Source organism: Oceanobacillus halophilus (assembly GCF_003628505.1).
GTDB classification, from domain to species: Bacteria; Bacillota; Bacilli; order Bacillales; family Amphibacillaceae; genus Oceanobacillus; species Oceanobacillus halophilus.
This window is the reverse complement of sequence record NZ_RBZP01000004.1, coordinates 43232-65833: the sequence shown is the minus strand read 5'-3', so window position 1 is coordinate 65833 and position 22602 is coordinate 43232. Positions and strand designations below refer to the sequence as shown.

Below are 22602 nucleotides of genomic sequence, written 5' to 3'. Positions count from 1 at the left end.
AACTACCTTTTCTTTCTGTTTTCTGTAAAAATTCTTAATGGTGCGGTTAGCTGCCATGACTTACTGTTTAGTGTGTCATTCAGTCGTTTATGAAGGTGTTTTCTTTCTTGTTCAAGAATCGTGACTTTTTGTTTTAGTTGCTTGATTTCCAGTTCCTTTACTTTCAGTTGTAATTCACTGTCCTTAATCATCTGATCCCCCTCTTTAGATTGTGCAAATGATAATACTAATTTTTCTACATCCTCCACAGCAGGTAAAATAAAATCGGATAATTCTGTTTCTAACCCTTGTCGACCTAGCTTCTGAAAATAAAAGAGGACTAATGCGTAAAGGAAAAAGATCTTTTCAATCATCGTGAGATTCTTATTATTCGTATCATTTTCCAGATAGAGGTGCTTTACCTCTGAATAAGGGAGTAAAATACTTGTGAAGTACCTGGCAATATCAATAAAATGCGGACCGATTGTGTGAGATGTCCAGTCAATAACGCTAGGATTTCTATTTTCTCTCTTTATCAGCACATTTTGAAAAGCGAAGTCACCATGCAATAAGGAATAATGCTTTTCTGGATTTATGAAGGTATATAACTCGTTATCCATGATTACAGTTTCTAGGCGTTCGATAAGTTGGTGTACTGCTTTTGGATATCGATGCTGTTTCATAATGGCTTTCACGGCTTGAAATAGCTTCTGGTTGTAACCTTCTTTATGAATCTGCGTGAAAAAGTGAACGACAGAAATAGCACGACCTTTTCTAAATTGGAACACGTAATTTGGTAATGGATAGTTATCTAATTGCTCATAAGAAATGGAAGTTATTTGTTGAGATGCTTTAATTACATTTATGAGATAATCTTCCTTGGCAATTGAATTCGTATCGATAGAATCAATCATTTCTACCGTTATATAGGATATCTTATCAATAACTAGTGAATCGATATATTCTGGTACGACGTTTCTTAGCTGTGAGAAGCTAGTACACATGTCTTTATAGAAATTTTCCTCTCGTCCAGCCCCGTTGTTTTTATTCGTGTATTTAGAGATTTTGGTGAAAAATTTCCTTCCTTTATACTCGTGAATAAAAGCTCCTAGATTATTTTTTCCGTCTATGTAAACATAGTTTGATCGAACCTCTTGGGCATTTTCAGCAAACCTTTTTTGAATTTGTTCGGTAAGTTGTTCAAATGATAGACCATGTTTATGTTTTAAAGCAATTTGATAGGTTTTTTTGGCTTTGTTGTACTTCTTTAAGAAAGAATAACTACGGCCAAGTCGAAAGTGGTAATCCGCATGTGTTGGATTTAATTTAATTAAGCTTATTGCGACGTTTTTTGCAGCTTCCCAGTCTCCTAATAAATCATATAAATTATGATACTCTAGTAAGATACGTTCACTTTGTGCGTGTTGATTTTTGCCTTCGTCCAGCACTTTTTTAGCAGCTGCAGTTCTGCCTGAAATTCTGAGGCTTCTGGCATAGGATGCATAAACCGTTTCATTGCTGGAATCTTTTTGTATATGGAGATATTGCTCGAAGTATTCTATTGATTTTTTCCATTGATGTTTCTTCTGGGCTTCTTTGGCCAGAGTTAATAGATCGCTCCCCATAAAATCCACGTCCTTTGTTTTGTGCAGATATGATTATTATACGAATCTATTGGGGTATGGACAAGTAATGATACAAAAGGGAGGTGGAACATAGTGATAGGTAGATAAGGTAAAAAAATGAGGCTGAGACAGAAGTGTTTTTTTCATAAGAAAAACCGAACATGATTGGTGAATCGGTGCATAAATACCGCTCCGGAAATATACTTCGCTTTCCGCGGGGAGCTGGTGAGCCTCCTTCGTGCTGAAAAGCGTGTGCGCCTGCGTCTTCCAGTGATGCTTTGAAGCGGGCTTCCTCGGCGCAAGGGAGCAGGGAAGAGTATTCAAGTAGTTCCCTCACTACGCAGTATCACCGATGCTCTTCTTCCCGCAGGACAAGGAACGCTTCGGCAGTGAAACATCGCACGCAGAAAAAAGTGGTCTTCTTTTTTCAAGGAGTCTACGTATATTTCCTCCGTTATTTAGCACATTGTTCGTTTTCTGATTTAAACACTTTAGTTATGTCCCAGCCCCATTTTCTTAGTCGTCGGTTGAATCTTCGCTATTATTATTTACAGCGGGGTCTGGCTCGAAAATAGCAATCACTTTTTTATTTCCGTTCATCGTAATAGTTCTAGATTTAGCATTTCCAAGGAGGTCACCTATCCAGCCGGCAAAAATCATTCCTTCTGCTGGGTGTGCTTCTACTCTAATTGTAGAGCCTTCCTTAGCACTTGTTTGAGAAGCGGTAATCATACCCTTACCTTTCACTTCCGTAGTCAGAGAATAAACTGGTACTTCCTTTTCTTCATCAGGTGACTGTTCAGGTTTCTCTTCTTCAATTTCTTCCTTTTCTTTATTATCTTCTTTATCTGTTGAATTATTGGAGTCGTCTTTTGGACTTGAATCGTTATTCTTAGTATCTTCTTTTTTATCTTTCTTAGATTTAGAACTGGATTCAGAATTAGATTTACTGCTACTATCTTTCGAGTTGTTTGACGTACTGTTTGATCCTGCACTTTCAGAACTATCATACGATACTCCGTCCCTCACAAACACAGCCTGAATATCCTTATCCCCATCCATCAACACGTTAATCCTCGAATTACTTCCACTAACGCTGCCTCTCCATCCGCTAAACTTCCAACCAGCATCAGCTTGAGCGACAAGAGTGATTGTCTCGTTATCTGCATAAGTGGAATTTAAACTATCCCGGAGAATGTTACCTCCACCTGAGATGGAAAGAGTTAGTTCATGATGACCGGTTTCTTTGAAAATGGCTTTGACTGACATACTGTTCTCAACCGTGATGCTTAGAGGGTTATTAGTTCCTGTTACATCTCCATCCCAGCGAACAAATTCCCAACCTGCAGCGGGATTGGCTTCAAGTGTTACCTCGCTTCCAGTAGTGTAAGTCGTTTCATTAGGGGAGACCGTAACCGTTCCTTGTCCCTCTGTATCGGTTTTGATATGTTTATTTTCGCCTTCGACAACTAGATTAATCTCTTCTTCTAATTCTTGATAAGTTAAAGTGATAGTAGATATTCCTTCATCAGTTGTTTCTATTGAAACTTGCTGACCTTCCGTATCGGAAAACTTAACAATATCCTCACTAGTTGCCCATTCTGGGTTAATCTCCATCTCTTCGCCATCAGCATCTACACCCGTTACGGATACTGCTATTTCTTGACCTATAGAAAGTGGATCAATTTCTTCAGGTGTAACGTTCATTTCTTCTACTACTTGTTCTTCAATATGTAGTTCGGTTTCTTTCGTAATTGAGCCAACTGTTGCAGTGATTTCTGCTGTACCTGTTTCCTCTGCAGTAAATGTAACGGAAGTGGTGGTGGTATTATCTAGTTCCCCTTGGGATGGATCATCAACTTCCCATTCAGCTTCTACTGGGATTACAGATCCATCATTCTTTGTCCACTCTAGGACAAGGTTTCGATTATGTCCAGCTTGCACGTAATGTCTTTCCACTGCTATCTCGAGATTAGATTCTAGTAGCTCGAATAATTCTGTGAGTGCTGTATCATTTGTTGCATCTATACCTTCTTCAAACGCATTAATCGCTCCAGGTAAATCGCTCTTTCCTTCGTAAGCTAATGATAGGAAATAATAGAATTGGGTTTCTTTCGGTTTTAGTCTGATGCCTTCATTTAAAGTATCAATTGCATCATCGTATTTCGAAAGTCCCATATAAGCACTTGCTAAACCGATACGAGCCTCTGTGTTTGAAGCATCCTCTTTTAGTATCTCTTTGAAAAGTTCAACGCTTTTCTCGTATTCTTCGTTATCCAGCGCCTCTTCGGCTAACTCGAAACTATCAGTGGGTGATTCGGACTGTACGACTTGTACAGTAAAAAATATGGCCACACCAATTGTTAAAACACCTAACAATGTAAAAATAATAGATTTTCTATTCATGAACAGACAAGCCCCTCTATACATACTAAATTTTACCTATATTATACATGATTTTACATAATTTGCTAAGAGTCTAGTGGACTTGTATTTGTTGTTTGTGAGATTCGTGTGAGGGTGGGGGAGATGCGTGATGGGGAATCGTGCGAGAGGGAGTTGAATTCGCGTGATGATGGTGTGAAATCGAGCGGGGATAGAATGAGGTCGTGCGTGGGGAGGGGGCTCGCGCGATGTGATGGGTTGCTTGCTCGAATTAGGAGTATTGTGGCGCGACTTTTGGGAGGCTTTGCTCGATTATCATGCTGCCACGCACGATTTTTATGAGTATGGAGTCGTGTTTTGACAAAATTTTACGAAAAGTTATAATTAATTTGTATTATCTTAATAAAAAGAGGAGGAGATATGAGTGGAGATTAAATATCGAACGGTGCCTTTGGTTTTGCGGAAATATGAGGCGTTGGCGCGGAGGTTGAGGAGGGGGCATCCGAAGTGGGCGGAGGTGCAGTATGAGTTGGCGAAGAGGCGGAAAGGGTATGCTGGGGAGAAGAAGGTGGATTATTACCTTCGGATGCTGGCGTCTAAGTTTACGATACTTCATGATGTTTGTTTGAATGTAAATGGACAGACCTTCCAGATGGATAACCTCATTATAACCCCACATGCAATCTACATTATTGATGTCAAAAGCTACCATGGCTCGATTAACTTTGACCACATTCTGAAGCAATCCATCCACGCAGATGGCAAGACGGAAAGAGGATATATGTACCCCATCACACAAGTAGAACTTCAGCAATACAAACTCCAACAATGGCTTCTGGAACAATCCCTACCAAGTATTCCTATCTATCATTTTGTTGCGATTAGTGAACCGAGTACCAGTATTCATGTGAAAGGCGATGAAGAAGCAGTTGCAAAAATCGTTGGGCACGGAGAAGATATGCCAAGGAGAATTTTACATCAAGAAGAACTCCTAACCAATGGCCCCGTATTCCAGCATCAACAAATCTGCTATGCCATCAAAAATAATTGCGTCGAATTTGATTTGGATGTGATGGATATTCATCAACTGAATCAATCTGATTTACAACAAGGCGTGTTTTGCCCTGAGTGTGGATACCTGGGAATCCCCCGCACACACAGTGGCTGGTACTGCCATCAATGCCAGAAGAAATACCGAAACGCGCATATGCCAGCGATAGATGATTACCTGCTCCTCGTCAAACCGCGGATACGAAATTCAGAATGTATGGAATGGTTAAAAGTTAACTCTCGAAGCACGATTACTCGAATCCTACAGAATTCAGACTTGCTTTATGATGCGAAGCGGAGATGGTGGATGAAGTAGGGATGATGCATTCGCGCGAGGTTGTCGTGGAAACGAGCGAGTGTGAGGTTGAATGGAGCGGGAGAGGTTTAGAATCGCGCGAGGCCTCGGCTAAGTCGTGCGAGGAGAACGTTGAAACGCGCGGTTCCGTGTAGGAATCGTGCGAGAGGAAGATTGAAACACGCGAGTTTGCGTCAGAATCGAGTGAGAAGGGGGTTAATACAGGCGTGGTTATGGTTAGTGTGTTGTCAAAACAAGCTGACACTTTTATTTATATATACTAAATAACAGTTGAGTGTACGAGCGCTTGTTGTGTGGAAGGTGCTTGCACCGCTTGTGTTTTGAATCGTGCGCACTGTGTTTTATTCGAGCGGGAGTGGATTAAAATCGTGCGTGGGCATACTTAAATCGGTCGGGGGATGCTTTAATTCGCGCGGGTTCGTGGTTGAATCGGCCGAGGAGTGGTCTGAATCGCGCGGGGGTGTTTTTGGAGTGTGGGTTTGTTTCTTCTATTTAACCTTACGGTCTCCTTTATTAAGAAATATTTGCCACTAATCCCAATAATATATAGTACATTTGAACTACATAAGATAAAAACGTTTCCATTATTGACTTCATAGTAATTTAGCAAGAGTAAAATGCAATTCGACCCCCATAAATCGACAATTTTCCTTTAAAACTTTTAAAAAAACATACATCAATGTGTAATCATATGATATAATTCCTTATTGTGAAGTCCAATGAACTTATATATGAATTTTATACAAACATAGAATACATGATCATGGAGGTTAAGACATGGAGGAGACGATTTCCTTAAAGGAAATATTTGAGGTTTTGAAGAAGCGAATGATTTTAATTATATCACTTACGTTAGGTGCTGCTATCTTAGCTGCGGTTGTTAGTTATTTTCTATTAACACCCACCTATGAATCTAGTTCCCAGTTTATTGTGAATCAGAAGGAACAAGATCCTGCAGCGGCACAAGTGACGTCGAATGATATTCAAACAAACATTCGTTTGATCAATACGTATAACGTGATTATTAAGAGTCCTGCTATATTAGATGAAGTAATTGAAACGTTGAATTTGCCATACACAACAGGTGCTTTAAGTGAGAAGATTAATGTAGCGAGTGCGCAAGATTCACAGGTGGTTACGGTGACGGTGACGGATGAGAATCCTGCTACTGCGGTTGAGATTGCGAATACGACGGTAGAAACGTTCCAAAATAATATTCCGGAAATTATGAGTGTGGATAATGTTAGTATCTTGACTCGTGCGGAGTTAAGTGAGAATCCATCTCCGGTTGCGCCGAATCCTATTCTTAATATCGCGATTGCGATTGTTTTAGGTGTAATGGTTGGTGTGGGTATTGCTTTCTTACTTGAATATCTTGATAATACTGTTACTACGGAAGATGATGTGGAGAAGAAACTTGGACTACCTGTTATCGGTGTGATTTCTCAAGTGAGTGATCGTGAAATGATGGAAGGGCAAGTTACTTTCCAGCAACAGCAACAACGTGCGAAAAGAGGTGCTTTAAATGGCGCGCAAAAGACCAGCTAAGATAACGAATAAAATGAGGCAGCTGATTACGAAAGTGAATCCGAAGTCACCTATCTCTGAACAATACCGTACCATTCGTACGAATATCCAGTTTTCGTCGGTAGATAATGAGATTCAATCATTGATTGTTACTTCTTCTGGGCCGAGTGAAGGGAAGTCTACCACTGTTGCTAACCTTGCTGTTGTGTATGCACAATCTGGGAAGCGTGTGTTGTTAATTGATGCAGACTTGAGAAAGCCGACTGTTCATTATACGTTCCGGTTGGATAATTTAAGAGGATTAAGCAATATCCTTGTTGGTGAAAACACGATCGATGAAGCAACAAACCGTACAGATGTGGAGAACTTGGATGTTATTTCTTGTGGGCCGATACCGCCGAATCCATCTGAATTATTAGCTTCTCGTAAAATGGAGCAGTTTCTTGAAGAAGCGAAGAAGACGTATGATATCGTGATTTTTGATACTCCACCAGTATTAGCTGTTACGGATGCTCAGATACTTGCGAATATCGTAGATGGATCTATCTTGGTTGTAAAGAGCAAGCATACAGAATTAGAAGCTGCGACTAAGGCGAAAGATGCATTAGAACCTGCGAAGGCAAAACTTCTAGGTACTGTATTGAATGGTCGTGAAAAGCAGAACTCTAACTATTACTATTATTACGGCACGAATTAACCGGATAGAACTCCTTGCAACGTAAACATGTGAGGAGTTTTTCTTTTGGAAATGCTTCCTGATATTACTAGTGAGAAATACAAGAAATCACTGTTAAAATTTTTAAAATCTGTTACACTATTTCTTGTGACTAATTACCTATTTTCTGTAAAAGAGATGTAAATAAATATTTAGATGGCTTAAGAACATTGTTACATCTTGCCTAGTTTTGTTATAATAAGTCATAAAATATTCAAAAAAATATCGGCTGAGAAGGTGATTATATTGATCGATATCCATTCGCACATTTTACCTGGTATAGATGATGGAGCGAAGACGGAAGATGATAGTTTGAAAATGGCTCGCGAAGCTGTTAAGCAGGGAATAACCTCCATAATCGCAACTCCTCACCATAGAAATGGAAAATATGACAATGACCGAGCTAGTATTGTACGAGATGTAGCTATCCTAAATGAACTATTAGAGGATGCGGATATTCCGCTGACCGTTCTGCCGGGTCAGGAAACAAGAATTAACGGCGAGATGATTGAGGATATAAACAGTGGGGATTTGCTTCCATTAAATGAATCGAAATATATCTTTGTCGAGTTTCCATCAGGACATGTTCCTCGATATTCCTCGCAAATGTTATTTGATTTGCAAGTAGCGGGGTATAAACCGATTATTGTGCATCCAGAACGAAATAGGGAGCTTATGGAACATCCATCTAAGATGTATGACTTTGTGAAAAATGGTGCATTAACGCAAGTGACTGCTGCTAGTGTGGTTGGGAAGTTTGGGAAGAACATACAGAAGTTCTCTCAGCAATTAATAGAAGCTAACTTGACGCATTTTATTGCTTCGGATGCTCATAATACAACGACTAGAGGTTTTTGTATGGATGATGCGTTTCGTTTGATAAAGAATGAGTTTGGTAGTGATTATTACTTTATGTTTCTAGAAAATAGTCAGCTATTAGTAGATAACATGAATGTGAATTTTGTGGAGCCGTCTCGTGTGAAGAAAAAGAAGAAGTTTTTGGGGTTGTTTTAGGTAAATAAAAGTATCTTCCCATGAAGGTACTTCTTGTGCCTTCATGGTACATAAGTAGATTTATAGATTAAATAGAAAGGTCGGCTGTAAATGTCCTATAAAAAAAGATTAACGTTATTAATCTTACTAGACTCTGCGATTGTCAGTACGGCAATATTTCTCGCAACATGGATTGTTTATCCAAGCACAGAAATGACTCTAACAGGACCTATTATTATTAGCGCAGTTGCACTTTTATTCTTTCATCATACTTTTGCATTTCTATATAAGCTGTATAACAAAGTATGGTCCTATGCTAGTGTTGGGGAATTAGTAGCGATTGTAAAAGCTATTACTCTATCAATCTTCGCGACTGGGGTTGTGCAGTTTCTCTTTAATGACTTCTCCGTGTATCGTCGCGCGCTAATCGTAACCTGGTTATTACACATTATCCTTATAGGGGGATCGCGATTTGCTTGGCGCATTTATCGCGATCGATACTTAACCAATACTGAAGACCAGAAACGTACCCTAATTGTTGGTGCAGGTGCAGCTGGTGCAATGATTGCTCGCCAATTAAAGAATGAGCATAATCATGTGGAATTATGTCCGGTTGCTTTTGTGGATGATGACCTCAATAAACAAAAGATGCAATTATACAATCTCCCAGTAGAAGGGACGATTAAAGATATTCCGACGGTCGTAGAAAACTTGAATATCGAGCATATCGTTATCGCCATTCCTTCGTTAACGAATGGGGAATTGAATGAGATTGTTGCTGAATGTAATAAGACGAATGCGAAAGTGAAAATGATTCCGAAAATCGAGGACTTAATGACTGGGAAAGTCAATGTCCAGCATTTGAAAAATGTGGAAGTAGAAGATTTACTTGGCCGTGAACCCGTCAAACTGGATATTGATAAGATATCGGAGTATGTTACTGGTAGTACAGTCATGGTTACGGGCGCTGGAGGTTCCATTGGTTCCGAAATTTGTCGTCAGTTGATGAAATTTACTCCTGAGCGAATTCTGTTAGTCGGTCATGGGGAGTACAGCATTTATAACATTGATATGGAATTGAAAAATCAATATAAGGATTCAGCTATTGAAATTGTTCCGATTATTGGGGACGTACAGGACAGAGAACGTATCTTTCAAATTGTAGGAGAACATACCCCTAGAATTATTTATCATGCAGCAGCACATAAACATGTGCCGTTGATGGAGTATAATCCGCATGAAGCGGTGAAAAACAATATTGTCGGTACGAAAAATGTCGCAGAAGCTGCAGATACCTTTGGTGTTCAGACCTTTGTTATGGTTTCGACGGATAAAGCTGTTAACCCCACAAATGTGATGGGTGCGACGAAACGTGTAGCGGAAATGATTGTGCAAGACATGGCACAGCACAGTAAAACAAAATTCGTTGCCGTACGTTTTGGTAATGTGCTAGGAAGCCGCGGGAGTGTTATTCCGCTGTTTAAGAAACAGATTGAAAATGGCGGACCAGTTACTGTTACACATCCAGATATGACAAGATATTTTATGACGATACCGGAAGCATCACGTCTTGTTATTCAGGCAGGGACGTTAGCTAATGGCGGTGAAATCTTTGTTCTCGACATGGGAGAACCAGTGAAAATTGTGGATTTAGCTCGTAATCTGATTAAACTATCCGGTTATACAGAAGAAGAAATTCCGATTGCTTTCTCTGGTATTCGTCCTGGAGAGAAGATGTTTGAGGAAATACTCAATGAAAATGAAGTTCTTCCTGGTGAGGTTTATGAGAAGATTTATGTTGGTCGGACGGTTGAGATTGATTCTACGATGATTAAAGAGTTGATTGGTAATTTGGATGAGTTGGATTCGGTTAAGTTGAAAGATGCGTTGATGAATATTGTTTATAGAGAACGTGAATTGTTGACTAGTTAAATTACAACACTTCTATGAAAGAGCCTAACCTACCGCTGCGGATATACACTTCGATTTCCGCGGGGAGCTGGTGAGCCTACTACGTGCTAACGCACTTCGTAGTCTCACCGATGCTCTTCTTCCCGCAGGACAAGGAAGGCTTCGAAAGCGATACATCGCACGAAGAAAAAATAGTTTTCTTTTTCGAGGAGTCTACGTTTATTTCCTTCGCTGGTGTGGTGTTCTGTTACAAATCTTCTTTCATTGAATTAATATCTGAAAAATAATTTTCAAACAATCACAATAGAATTATGGAGGACTAAGAATGAGAACAGTTAAAAAAGCGATTATTCCAGCTGCTGGATTAGGTACGAGATTTTTACCAGCGACAAAGGCTATGCCAAAGGAAATGTTGCCGATTGTTGATCGGCCTACGATTGAGTATATTGTGGAAGAGGCGATTGAGTCTGGTATTGAGGATATTATTATTGTTACTGGTAAAGGGAAACGTGCGATAGAAGATCATTTTGACCGTAATTTTGAGTTGGAAGAGAACTTAAAGGGAAAAGGAAAATTAAAGTTACTAGATAAGATTAATCAATCTTCTAAGGTGGAAATGCATTATATTCGTCAGAAAGAGCCTAAAGGACTTGGGCATGCGGTTTGGTGTGCTCGTAAATTTATTGGGGATGAGCCTTTTGCGGTTTTATTAGGTGATGATATTGTGCGTGTGCAGGGTGATGAAAAGCCTGCCTTGCGGCAGTTGATTGGTGAGTTTGAGGAGACTCAGTCTTCGGTTGTTGGTGTTCAACGGGTTCCTGAAAGTGAGACGGATCGTTATGGGATTGTGGATCCTTTAAGTGCTGAGGATAGGCGTTATAAAGTTCGTAGTTTTGTTGAGAAGCCTAAGAAGGGGACAGCTCCTTCGGACCTGGCTATTATGGGACGTTATGTGTTTACTCCTGAAATCTTTAACTTCTTAGATAAGCAGCAAGTTGGTGCTGGTGGGGAAATTCAGCTGACGGATGCGATTGAGATGCTGAATGAGCTTCAAAGTGTGTATGCTTATGATTTTGAAGGTAAGAGGTATGATGTTGGGGAAAAATTAGGATTTGTGAAGACGACGGTTGATTTGGCTTTGGAGAATGAGGAGATTAGGGAAGATCTTTACAGGTATTTGGAAGGGAAACTGGAAGAAATTAAGTTAAACATATAGTGTATGCTTATGTTACTATAATATAGGTTGTTTGCGAAATTTGTAGATATTTAGAAGAAAATATAGGTGATGCCTCCTTACCTTTATCAATGGAGGTACTCGGCTGTGCTGTGGGTTGTATAGGACCTTAGACACTTGTTGTCAGGAGCGTGGTGTGAGGTGGGGTTGGATGCCCTGTTTAATTATATAATACCTCTTAGAATTGGCAGTTGTGGCATTACAAGAGTTAGTGTGCAATACCAATTTTTTATAGGGGTGAGCTCTATGATGAATAGTACAAGGTTAGGAAAATGGTTTAATGATAGAGGTTTTACTTTAATCGAAGTTCTAGCTGTGCTAGTGATCTTAAGCATTATATTATTGATAGCTGTTCCAACTTTTACAGCAAGTATTGCAAAGGCTAATGCCGAGGTTTGCCATGCGAATGTAGAAGAGTTGGAAAGGGCCTATGAGAGATATTTGGTTTTAGAACAACTTGATCATGAAGAGCATTTTTTTACTGATTTTTCTATGGAATTTGCTGATACTATTTGTCCTGAAGATGGGATTGTTAGTTATTTTGAAGGAGAAGTAAATTGTGATAAACATTCTGTGGAAGATGACCATGACTATGAAGATGAGGAAGATGAGGTTCCGTATTTGTAGGGTGTATTAGAAGTGGATTTTAGATGGGAAGGGTATAGGATTGCTGGTTTGCTTCGGTTTCCCATTTTTTTAGTTATTTGGTGATTGGATGGTGGTGTGGAAGTCAGAATGGTCAATAGATAACCACAACATATTGTGTTAAAACCAGTGAAAAATCATTATATTATACAATATATGGGATTTATCTATATAACATAGTACCATTTTGTTAGTATATGAAGATAAAATGCCTAAAATCAGGTATTTTGGTTTTAGAAAACGTTGATTTGACGGGCTTTTCAGCAACCTAAAATATGGAAAATATTGAATGGAGTTAAGGAACTGAGTATCGCAGTTAGATTGAACGCTAGAAACCTTGCGGGATAAGGGTTTGAGGGTTTTTTAGTGAGATTTATAGATTGATTGAATGGTATATATAATAGGAAGAAAGGCGATTTGAAGCGGTTATGAAGTAAATATCTATTTCGTATTTGTTAGGTAGATTGAATAGATATTACGAGGTGAATATCGGATATGGATAAAACACAATATGTAGTATTGAAATTTGCGTAAATGTGTTGCATAGTGGTAACGAGGTGAGTATTGTAATTTGATAAGAAAACACAATATGTAGTATTAAAATTTAATTAAATTCGGTAAAACATACTATATGTTGATTTTTTCATCTATTTCTCATATTGAATATTATATCCGAGGTGAGTATCGTAATATGATAACAATACGCAATATGTAGTATTAAAAATCAGTTTGTAACGACAAAACATACTATATGTTGATTTTTCATCTATTTCGCATATTGAATATAAAATGCGAGGTGGCTATCAGAAGTAGATAACAATTTTAGTGGTTTAGTAGTTGGTTGGAGTTTTGAAGGTTCCAAGTAAGTCCTAATCTACTAAAATATTAACTTAACAAGGGAAGGAAGTCTAGAAGATGGAGTCGACTAAAGTGAAAGAAAGAATATTCCTCTCTTCACCACATATGAGTGATGAGGGTTACGAAATGCAGTATGTACAAGAGGCTTTTGATACTAACTGGATTGCTCCTCTTGGAGAAAACGTAAATGAATTTGAAAAAGAACTGGCCGAGAAGGTTGGTTCTAAGGCTGCTGCGGCACTTTCTTCTGGTACTGCTGCTATACACTTAGCTCTTAAAGCGGCGGGAGTTGGAGATGGGGATATTGTATTTTGTCCAACACTTACTTTTTCTGCTACTGCAAATCCAATCATCTATCAAAATGCAGTTCCTGTTTTTATAGATAGTGATTATGAAACTTGGAACATGAGTCCTATTGCTTTGGAAAAAGCATTTGAGAAGTATCCAGAAGTAAAGGCAGTTATTGTTGTTCATCTATATGGCTTGTCCGCTGATATGGATAAGATTATGGATATTTGTAAGAAACATAATGTACCGGTTATAGAAGATGCTGCTGAGTCATTGGGTACTTACTATAAAGGTAAGCAAACAGGGACTTTTGGCGATTATGGCATCTTCTCTTTTAATGGGAACAAAATTATCACTACTTCTGGTGGTGGAATGCTTGTTTCTAATAATGAAGAGAGAATTGCTAAGGCAAGATTTTGGGCCACTCAATCCCGGGATCAAGCAAGGCATTATCAACATAGTGAATTAGGATTTAATTATCGGATGAGTAATGTTGTTGCTGGGATTGGCAGAGGGCAGCTCAAAGTGCTAGATCAAAGAGTTGCCAAAAAGAACTACATTTTTGAATTCTATAAAAGAGAGCTTGGAGCGCTTGAAGGTATTGAATTCATGCCTAGCAATGAGTGGAATGAGCCTAACTACTGGTTAAGTTCAATGACTCTAAATGGCAAAGTTAGACCGATTGATATTATGGAGACTCTTGAAAAAGAGAATATTGAATCAAGGCCAGTTTGGAAGCCAATGCATATGCAGCCTTTCTTTGAGAAGTATGATTTTGTTGGAACAGGTGTATCAGAAAAGTTGTTTGAGAATGGTGTATGTTTGCCTTCTGATACGAAGATGACGGATGAAGACTTAGAAAGAGTTGTAAAGAATATCAAAGGGTTGTGGTTAGAATAATGAAGAATTCCAAAGGTGGTATTTATAGAAGGTTTGTAAAAAGACCAATGGATTTCATGCTTTCTTTAATCGCTATTATTGTTCTTAGTCCAGTATTTCTAATAGTTGCGCTACTTGTGAGAACGAAGTTAGGTAGTCCTGTGCTATTTAAGCAGGAGCGACCAGGGTTGAATGAAAAGATTTTTACGATGTATAAGTTTCGAACAATGACCGATGAGAGGAATAATAATGGAGATTTATTACCGGATCAGGTTAGACTAACTAAATTTGGGAAGTTACTACGGTCAACATCATTAGACGAACTCCCAGAACTATTCAATATTTTAAAGGGGGATATGTCTATTGTTGGTCCTAGACCACTATTAATAAGATACTTACCTTATTACACTGATAAAGAAAGAGTCCGTCATAATGTTAGACCTGGATTAACAGGTTTATCACAGGTAAGCGGAAGGAATTTATTAGAGTGGAATAAACGTCTACAACTTGACGTTCAATATGCACAGAGCGTTTCTTTTACTCAGGATGTTTATATTATTTTTCTCACATTAAAAAAGGTAATACAAAGAAAAGACATTGCTGTGGGAAATCAACATGTTATTAAAAGCTTAGATGTTGAAAGAGGGGTTTCAAACCATGCAGATATTTAAGTTAACAATAGATGATATTGAAAAATATAAAGAAGAAATAGTTACAATGCTGAAGCAATCATTTGAGAAGAGTTTTCCAGAATTAAATTATGAACCAACATCATTTTATGATCGAGTTGAATCACTTAAAGTATATTTAAATGAAAAAAAGGCTTTAGTTTATGGAAGTGAAATTGACGAAAGCTTAGCTGGTTTTGTGTGGTTTTTTGAAAAGGATACACCGAAGGGTAAATTAATTCATATAAATCATTTTGTTGTCGATGAGAATTTTAGACGCAGAGGTCTGGGAAATACCCTTTGGAATATGGTTGAAGAATATGCAAGTAAAAGAGGAATAGAAGAAATCGAATTACTTGTTACTAAAAATAATGAGAATGCTGTTAATTTTTATCTGAACAGGAATTTTGAAGTTGAGCGGCTTGTTATGAAAAAGAGGTTGTTAAAATGAATGACATATATTTTGAAGAAAATTATGGGAAGTTGTATGAGGATATTGAAAACGGTAAGAGCGAGGTCTTTGAATATAACAGTTCTATAGGTAAAGTATTTCATCTATTCATAAAACGTGAAATACCCTTTTCGGTTAATGGTAAAAAATATTATGATCTTGTGACACCCTATGGGTATGGTGGGCCGTTAATAATTGAGTGCAAGGAAGGCTATAGGGTTGAACTGGTAAAGAATTTTGAGGATGAGTTTCAAAAATACTGTAATGATAATGATATCGTGAGTGAATTTGTAAGATTCCATCCAATTGAAGGAAACGCTATAGATTTTAAAGAGTGTTATGAAATAAACCATATTAGAAATACTGTCGGAACTAATCTAGTGGATTTCAACGATCCCTTTCAATCGGAGTTTTCAAAGTCATGTAGGAAAAATATTAGGAAAGCACTAAAAGAAGATATAAGTTATAAAATTACAAAAGCTCCAACCGATATTAGTGAATTCAAAAAAATTTATTATTCAACAATGAATCGTAATAACGCCGATGACTATTATTACTTTAATGATGATTACTTTAATCGAAGTGTAAAACTATTTAGGGACAATCTATTATTAGTAGAAGCCATATACCAAGGACAAACTATAGCTATGGGATTCTATTTTATTTATGGCGAGACAATACACATACATCTATCTGGTACCCTTAGTGAATTCCTTTATTTGTCACCAGCATATATATTAAGATTTGCGGTTACAGAATGGGGGAAGAAAAATGGATACAGGTTAATTCATCATGGTGGTGGACGTACGAATGATCCTAAAGATTCCCTTTTCTCTTTTAAAAAGCAGTTCGGAAAAAATACTGAATTTGAATTTTATATAGGAAAAAAGATATGGAATAAATATATCTATGAGAAACTTTGTGAAATAAACAAGGTTGTGGAAGAAGATAACTACTTTCCGGCTTATAGGAGTAAAAATGTAAAACAAGAAAGTTTAGTTTAGTTCAAATAAGAGAATTTAAATATATTGTGAGGAAAATGATGAAGATTCTTTATGTAACAACAATCTCAAATACTATGGGTTTTTTTACAGACCATATAAATATGCTATTAGATCAAGGGCATACTGTTGATATGGCTTGTAATATGGTAAAGCCAATTAATTCTGAATTAATAAGACGTGGTTGTAAGGTTTATAACTTAGAATTTCAAAGGTCTCCTTTAAGAAAAGAAAATTATAGTGCTTATAGGAAATTAAAAAAGCTTATACATGATGAGAAGTATGATTTAGTTCATACACATACACCTATAGCTTCATTTTGTGCAAGACTTGCTTGCAGAAATATGGACAATGTAAAAATGATTTATACTGCACACGGGTTTCATTTTTTTAAAGGAGCTCCACTTAAAAACTGGCTTTTATATTATCCATCTGAGCGATGGATGGCTAAATATACAAATGTGATAATAACGATTAATAAAGAAGACTATGAAAGAGCCAATAGTTCGTTTAAAGCCAAGAGTGTTAAGTATGTACCAGGTGTCGGAATAGAAACCAAAAGGTTTTCTGAAGTAAATGTAGATAAAACCATAAAACGTCGTGACTTAGGAGTTCCCGATGGAGCATATATTATGCTTTCATTAGGTGAACTTAATAGAAACAAAAATCATGAAACAGTTATCAAAGCTGTAGCAAAATTAAACAACCCAAATTACTATTATCTAATATGTGGCCAAGGACCCTATGAAAATCAATTGAAAGAATTGATAGAAGAATTAGGGTTAAAGGAACAAGTAAAGTTGTTAGGCTATCGAAATGATATTGCGGAAATCTGCAAGGTTTCTGATGTTTTTATTTTCCCTTCATTTAGAGAAGGTTTATCTGTAGCTCTAATGGAAGCAATGGCTAGTGGATTATCGGTTATCTGCTCAGATATTAGAGGGAATAGAGATCTCATAATAAACGATAAAGGTGGATATCTAGTTAATCCAAATGATGTTGATGGTTTTGCTATGTATATAGATAAGATTTTAAAGAGTCCTATGTTAAGAGATGAGTTTAGCTTTTTTAATCAAAATAGAATTAAGAAATTTGATAAAAATAATGTTTTGAAAAACATAAGTAATATTTACAAAAATAGTCATGAAGAGGAGATTAACTAAGTGAAAAAGTATGTAATTCTTCCATCTAGTGGTGATTTAAACCGTGGTGACCAAGCGCTTGTTTGGGAAACTATGGGGATTGCAAAGAAGGCAGGTTGTAAAGGCAAGTTTTATATGCTAGCTCAAAAGAAAAGCTTAGCTAAGCAGTCGCATAAAATTGGAATAGAAGTGCTGTTACCTATTCTTAAACACCCTAGTAGAAAATTTAAATCTAAAGAGAACAATCAATATAATAAAGCTTTAATTTTAAAATGGGGTTCTGTAGCACTATTGGATTTACTTAAAAGCTTATTTCTTTTAACGAGTATTACCAGAATGCTTATATCTCCGTTTTTATCAAAAAGTGAAAAAGAGACATTAAATATTTTGAAAGAAAGCGATGCGTGCTTTGTAAAAGGTGGAGGATTTATACATTCATCAGGGAAACTTACTGATTCTTATACAGTCTATTTTCAATTATTCCATGTCTTACTCGCTCAATCTTTAGGCAAACCTGTTTTTGTTATGCCAAATTCATTTGGTCCGTTCGATGGAATTGGAATAGCTTGGCTAGTACGTAAAGTATTAAATCGCAGTAAAGTTGTTACAGTTAGAGAAAGTATATCAAAAAAGATGCTCACGGAGATAGGAGTAGATTCACAACAGTTTCCTGATTTAGGATTTGCCCTAGAAAAAAATGAGAGAGATAATTCGGAAGTTATTGATCTTCGTGAACAATATCCAGGCAGAAAATTAGTTGCAATTACTGCCAGACCTTATAGATTTCCTAGAAGTTCTGACCCTGCAAAAAAATATCAAGAATATTTGGATGGAATAGTTAAATTTTCAAAATGGCTCTATGAAAATAACTATTTGCCCGTATTTATTGAACATACCCTATCTGAAACAACACATGAAGATGATGGAACATGTATATCTCAGATAGTATCAAAGTTGAATACAGGAGAATATTCTTTAATTTCTAATGTAGAATACACGTGTAGGGATTTAAAATCCATATATAGTGACTTCGATTTTGTTGTAGGCACAAGGTTTCATTCGGTGATTTTTGCATTATCTGAGGGAATTCCATCAATTGCAATAACATATGGTGGAAACAAAGGACAAGGCATTATGCATGACTTAGGTATAGGCCAATATGCAATTTCAATCAGTGAATTTGGTGCTGAAAAAGCGATATCAACTATTAGCAAATTAAATGAAAACGATCAAGATATCCGTTCTCACTTAAAGAAATGTAAAATTGAAATAGATGAACAGCATCGAAAGTTAGCAAATTTGGTTAAAGATTACAATGACCTAGGTGGAGATAATAAATGAAAACAATATTTGTACACAGTCATGTTTTCTTAAAAAAACAAGGACAGTACTATACAAGTGGAAGCTTGACTGCCGATGTAATGCGGCGTTATATAAATATTTTTGGTAATATCACCCTTGTAACAAGGGGGAGAGATGTTAGTGAAGTAAAAGAAGGTTTAGAGCCATCAAGTATTGAAAATACATCATTTGTTAGAGTGCCAAATTATAAATCAATATCTAAACTTCATTCCTTTTTCTCAGCGAAGAAAATAATTGAAAATCAAGTGAAAGAAGCTGATTTCATAATTGCAAGGACAAGTTCATTAGCCAATATAGCAATAAAATATGCAAAAAAATATAATAAGCCCTATCTAGTTGAAGTAGTAGGATGCTCGTGGGATGCTTCATGGAATTATAACCTTATTGGTAAACTAATAGCACCGTACAATTACTTTAAACAAAAAAAGGTGGTGAAAGAAGCCCCTTATGCTGTATATGTTACTAATGAATTTTTACAAAGGCGTTACCCTACAAATGGAAAAAGCACTAATTGTTCAAATGTGACTTTGCAAGAATTTGATGACGTCGTTCTTGAAAAAAGGCTTAATAAAATTAAATCCTTAACTAAAGAAAGTAAGATAATTATTGGTACAACCGCTGCAGTTAATGTTAAATATAAAGGGCAACAACGTGTTATCAAGGCATTAGGCGAACTCAAAAAGAAAGGAATCAAAAACTTTGAGTATCAGCTTGTGGGTGGTGGAGATCAAAACTTCTTAAAATCTATAGCTGAAAAATATGAAGTTAGTGATTATATAAAATTTTTAGGTCCTTTACCTCATAATAAAGTGTTTGAGTGGTTAGAGACTATTGATATATATGCTCAACCAAGTATGCAAGAAGGCTTGCCACGTGCTTTAATTGAAGCAATGAGCAGGGGGATACCAGCAATTGGTGCAGATACAGCTGGTATTCCTGAACTATTAGAAAATAAATATATTTTTAGTAATAATAGAAATAACTTTTTAGAAATTACTAATATATTGTTGGGATTGGGACCAGAAGAGATGTTTGAACAGGCAAAAAGAAATTTTAAAGAGTCAATAAAATATGATAAGAATGTAATTGAAACAAGGAGATATGATTTCTTTCAGGAATTTATTAATAATAGTAAAATACATTAATTTAAACTACTTATAGGGATTGAGACAATGAGTTCAAAAAATAGTAAAAAAGATAGTTGTTTATTTCTTTGGTTAAATAGTAACGAATTTCATGCAATTGAGGCTTCAAAGAGAGGGGTTACTGTTGGGCAAATGTACACGCAATCTGGTACTTTTTTTCGATTGATTAGAAGGCTATTTTTAATGCTACATTTGCCTAGTATTTCACTTCTGCTTAACTCTTGGAAAAAAAATATCAAATTTTATGATACTGTAATCATTCATGCATCTCAGTTGGCACCACCTGTGGTTAAATATATTAGAAAAAAAAATCCTGATATAAGAATTATAGTTTGGTTTTGGAATCCAGTAGATAAATGTGTTCCTTTAGACAAATTTTCTGGAACAAATTGTGAATTTTGGTCATTTGATGAAAAGGATTGTAAGTCGTATGGATTAAGATATAATTCACAATATTATTTTAAGGGATTGAAGTTGGAAAATAGAAAAATTGAATATGATGTATTTTTCGTTGGTGGTGACAAAGGAAGAATAAATGAGTTAATAGAAATTCAAAGTTGGTTAAATAATAATTTGGTAACAAATTACTTCCATATTACTCCAACAAAAAAAATAAATGAAAAATACAGAGATGTATATAAGGAGAGAATTCCTTATTCTAAAGTATTAGAATATATTTCTAAGAGTAACGCAATCCTAGATATTGTATCTGAAAATCAGAATGGTTTAACTTTGAGGCCATTAGAAGCTCTTTTCTTTAATAAAAAATTAATAACTAATGATAGAAATATCATATATAAAGATTTTTATAGGAAAGAAAATATTTTTATTTTAGGTACAGATGATATTGATTATTTGCCTGAATTTCTGAATGAACCCTTTATACCAGTTGATTTAAATGTTAGGAATAACTACGATTTTGATACCTGGATAAGTAGGTTTTTTGTAGAGAATAATGAGTTTAACAACAAATGAAAATGATGAAGATTAGGTTGATGAATAGTGACTCTGATACTATATTTATTTTTTATATTAACAAATTTAATTAATGCTTATAAAAAAAGAACGTCCAAGGGTTTGGCAATTACAACATTAGTATTTATCTTTATTTTAATGGGTGGTTCTGGAGTTAATTATTTAGGTCAAAATGATTATGTTAATTATAAAATTGATTACGAAACTGCTAGTAACCAAGGACTAATGGACAGTAAAGAAATAGGTTATATGTTGCTATTGAAGTTTGGAAACATACTAAACTTGGACTTTTTTACATTTCGTTTAATAATCCTCGGTATATGTTTAATTGTTATTTATTTCGGTGTTATAAAAAGATATTCCTATAACTCAAATTATATTCTTCTAGCATATATGCTATATCCAATGATAATTGATAGTGAACAATTCAGAAATTTTATTGCTCTAACGATTCTATTATATGGTATTAGATTTCTTGGTTCCTATAAGATTAAAAATAAGATTAAGTTTCTATTAACTATAATAATTGCAAGCAGTATTCATGTCTCATTCGCCCTGTATATAGTATTGTTACTTGTTGACTTAAAAAACAAGAAAATCCTAGTAAAAGGTATTGCGTTAAGTGCTCTTATATTTGCGTTAATAGTCTTTTTAAATAATAATCAAATCCCTTTTATTTCTTCTATACAGAACTTAATAGGTGTCGATAAGTTTACAAGCTATACTGATAAAAAAACAGAGTATGGTTTTTTAATACCCTTTACTCTCCACACTTTTAACTTTTTACTCGCACTATGGGCGAAGAATATTATTTATAATAAAGTTAATTCGAATATAACTACTTATGAACAATTGAATGCATTACAAAAGGAAAGAACAGGTCAATCAGATATATCTTTTATAAATATGATATTTTATGTAAATATAATTGGATTCCTATTTTTCCCTTTATTCATGACTTCCTTGCATTTCTACAGGATTGTAAGAAACTTAATGTTGCTTAATTTTATATCATATTCAATAGTTTCAAGTTATTTAAAGAAAGATAGTGCATTAAAATTGCTCTTTAATCTATGTATCCTGACTAGTATACTGATGTGGTTATTTTTAGATTTATTTATTACCACATCACCTGAACGTTTAATATATCAATTTTTTAATAGAAATTACTTTTTAAACTAGCTATAAGGCTCTTATTACTATTTATTTAAGTGATATCACCAGTATAAAAATGGCACTAGAACCAAATTCTGGTGCCGTTAAGGGAAAACTTGATTCGCTAAAATAATATTGATTAGGTCCTAGATATTTAATATTTGGGAGTATAGAATATGTTAATCCTACATGGAATATTCAGTTTCTAAACTACTATCTGTAAGGATAGAATTTTTACTCGTAAAGGCTTTATGTGAGAATGAGGCACCGCCTAACTATAATTCAAGATTACTCTTTT

Annotated in this window: 18 protein-coding genes; 16 read left to right on the top strand and 2 right to left on the bottom strand. The window is 35.8% G+C overall.

Annotated elements, in window-relative coordinates; genetic code table 11:
* Positions 1–2 precede the first annotated feature (2 nt).
* Together D8M06_RS07900 and D8M06_RS07895 are read right to left on the bottom strand one after the other, a co-directional pair.
* Positions 3–1604, bottom strand: coding sequence for a phosphotransferase (locus D8M06_RS07900; protein ID WP_121203857.1), 1602 nt, complete (start codon positions 1602–1604; stop codon positions 3–5).
* A gap of 516 nt (positions 1605–2120) precedes the next feature.
* Complete coding sequence (locus D8M06_RS07895) at positions 2121–4010, bottom strand: InlB B-repeat-containing protein (RefSeq protein WP_158591758.1); 1890 nt, start codon at positions 4008–4010, stop codon at positions 2121–2123.
* Between the two features lie 508 nt (positions 4011–4518).
* On the opposite strand from D8M06_RS07895, the gene D8M06_RS07890 reads away from it, so the two are divergent.
* From D8M06_RS07890 to D8M06_RS07815, 16 genes are all read left to right on the top strand, one after another.
* Positions 4519–5355, top strand: a complete 837-nt coding sequence (locus D8M06_RS07890; protein WP_147404956.1) for a nuclease-related domain-containing protein — start codon at positions 4519–4521, stop codon at positions 5353–5355.
* Between the two features lie 777 nt (positions 5356–6132).
* The gene (locus D8M06_RS07885) at positions 6133–6903 is read left to right on the top strand and encodes a YveK family protein (RefSeq protein WP_121203854.1); all 771 of its coding nucleotides are present in this window, start codon (positions 6133–6135) and stop codon (positions 6901–6903) included.
* Positions 6881–7579: a CpsD/CapB family tyrosine-protein kinase gene (locus D8M06_RS07880; protein ID WP_121203853.1), complete on the top strand. Its 699-nt coding sequence runs from the start codon at positions 6881–6883 to the stop codon at positions 7577–7579. The genes D8M06_RS07885 and D8M06_RS07880 overlap by 23 nt, the downstream gene beginning before the upstream one ends.
* Before the next feature lie 264 nt (positions 7580–7843).
* A complete protein-coding gene (locus tag D8M06_RS07875) occupies positions 7844–8611 on the top strand; it encodes a tyrosine-protein phosphatase (RefSeq protein ID WP_121203852.1) in 768 nt (255 codons plus the stop codon).
* Positions 8612–8701: 90 nt separating this feature from the next.
* Positions 8702–10522, top strand: a complete 1821-nt coding sequence (locus tag D8M06_RS07870; protein WP_121203851.1) for a nucleoside-diphosphate sugar epimerase/dehydratase — start codon at positions 8702–8704, stop codon at positions 10520–10522.
* Between the two features lie 304 nt (positions 10523–10826).
* On the top strand, positions 10827–11717 hold the full coding sequence (gene galU / locus D8M06_RS07865; RefSeq protein ID WP_121203850.1) for a UTP--glucose-1-phosphate uridylyltransferase GalU: 891 nt from the start codon (positions 10827–10829) through the stop codon (positions 11715–11717).
* 264 nt (positions 11718–11981) lie between these two features.
* Complete coding sequence (locus D8M06_RS07860; RefSeq protein ID WP_121203849.1) at positions 11982–12362, top strand: prepilin-type N-terminal cleavage/methylation domain-containing protein; 381 nt, start codon at positions 11982–11984, stop codon at positions 12360–12362.
* A 948-nt stretch (positions 12363–13310) separates the two neighbouring features.
* On the top strand, positions 13311–14426 hold the full coding sequence (locus tag D8M06_RS07855) for a DegT/DnrJ/EryC1/StrS family aminotransferase (protein WP_121203952.1): 1116 nt from the start codon (positions 13311–13313) through the stop codon (positions 14424–14426).
* Complete coding sequence (locus D8M06_RS07850; RefSeq protein ID WP_121203848.1) at positions 14426–15076, top strand: sugar transferase; 651 nt, start codon at positions 14426–14428, stop codon at positions 15074–15076. The genes D8M06_RS07855 and D8M06_RS07850 overlap by 1 nt, the downstream gene beginning before the upstream one ends.
* Positions 15063–15524 (top strand): GNAT family N-acetyltransferase, encoded by a 462-nt coding sequence (locus D8M06_RS07845; protein WP_158591757.1) that lies wholly within the window; start codon positions 15063–15065, stop codon positions 15522–15524. The genes D8M06_RS07850 and D8M06_RS07845 overlap by 14 nt, the downstream gene beginning before the upstream one ends.
* Positions 15521–16528, top strand: a complete 1008-nt coding sequence (locus D8M06_RS07840) for a GNAT family N-acetyltransferase (protein WP_121203846.1) — start codon at positions 15521–15523, stop codon at positions 16526–16528. Before D8M06_RS07845 ends, D8M06_RS07840 begins: the two co-directional genes overlap by 4 nt.
* A gap of 38 nt (positions 16529–16566) precedes the next feature.
* A complete protein-coding gene (locus tag D8M06_RS07835) occupies positions 16567–17688 on the top strand; it encodes a glycosyltransferase family 4 protein (protein ID WP_121203845.1) in 1122 nt (373 codons plus the stop codon).
* Entirely contained in the window at positions 17689–19008 is a 1320-nt protein-coding gene (locus tag D8M06_RS07830) for a polysaccharide pyruvyl transferase family protein (protein WP_121203844.1), read from the top strand.
* On the top strand, positions 19005–20174 hold the full coding sequence (locus D8M06_RS07825) for a glycosyltransferase family 4 protein (protein WP_121203843.1): 1170 nt from the start codon (positions 19005–19007) through the stop codon (positions 20172–20174). Before D8M06_RS07830 ends, D8M06_RS07825 begins: the two co-directional genes overlap by 4 nt.
* A gap of 27 nt (positions 20175–20201) precedes the next feature.
* Entirely contained in the window at positions 20202–21149 is a 948-nt protein-coding gene (locus tag D8M06_RS07820; protein ID WP_121203842.1) for a WaaS/CpsH family glycosyltransferase, read from the top strand.
* A 102-nt stretch (positions 21150–21251) separates the two neighbouring features.
* Positions 21252–22331, top strand: coding sequence for an EpsG family protein (locus tag D8M06_RS07815; protein ID WP_147404955.1), 1080 nt, complete (start codon positions 21252–21254; stop codon positions 22329–22331).
* Positions 22332–22602: the final 271 nt, after the last annotated feature.

What these genes read in the sequence shown, in the direction of transcription:
- D8M06_RS07900 (WP_121203857.1), bottom strand. Translation starts at nt 1,604, where the DNA reads ATGGGGAGCGATCTATTAACTCTGGCCAAAGAAGCCCAGAAGAAACAT.
- D8M06_RS07895 (WP_158591758.1), bottom strand. Translation starts at nt 4,010, where the DNA reads ATGAATAGAAAATCTATTATTTTTACATTGTTAGGTGTTTTAACAATT.
- D8M06_RS07885 (WP_121203854.1), top strand. Translation starts at nt 6,133, where the DNA reads ATGGAGGAGACGATTTCCTTAAAGGAAATATTTGAGGTTTTGAAGAAG.
- D8M06_RS07880 (WP_121203853.1), top strand. Translation starts at nt 6,881, where the DNA reads ATGGCGCGCAAAAGACCAGCTAAGATAACGAATAAAATGAGGCAGCTG.
- D8M06_RS07870 (WP_121203851.1), top strand. Translation starts at nt 8,702, where the DNA reads ATGTCCTATAAAAAAAGATTAACGTTATTAATCTTACTAGACTCTGCG.
- galU (WP_121203850.1), top strand. Translation starts at nt 10,827, where the DNA reads ATGAGAACAGTTAAAAAAGCGATTATTCCAGCTGCTGGATTAGGTACG.
- D8M06_RS07860 (WP_121203849.1), top strand. Translation starts at nt 11,982, where the DNA reads ATGATGAATAGTACAAGGTTAGGAAAATGGTTTAATGATAGAGGTTTT.
- D8M06_RS07850 (WP_121203848.1), top strand. Translation starts at nt 14,426, where the DNA reads ATGAAGAATTCCAAAGGTGGTATTTATAGAAGGTTTGTAAAAAGACCA.
- D8M06_RS07845 (WP_158591757.1), top strand. Translation starts at nt 15,063, where the DNA reads ATGCAGATATTTAAGTTAACAATAGATGATATTGAAAAATATAAAGAA.
- D8M06_RS07840 (WP_121203846.1), top strand. Translation starts at nt 15,521, where the DNA reads ATGAATGACATATATTTTGAAGAAAATTATGGGAAGTTGTATGAGGAT.
- D8M06_RS07835 (WP_121203845.1), top strand. Translation starts at nt 16,567, where the DNA reads ATGAAGATTCTTTATGTAACAACAATCTCAAATACTATGGGTTTTTTT.
- D8M06_RS07825 (WP_121203843.1), top strand. Translation starts at nt 19,005, where the DNA reads ATGAAAACAATATTTGTACACAGTCATGTTTTCTTAAAAAAACAAGGA.
- D8M06_RS07820 (WP_121203842.1), top strand. Translation starts at nt 20,202, where the DNA reads ATGAGTTCAAAAAATAGTAAAAAAGATAGTTGTTTATTTCTTTGGTTA.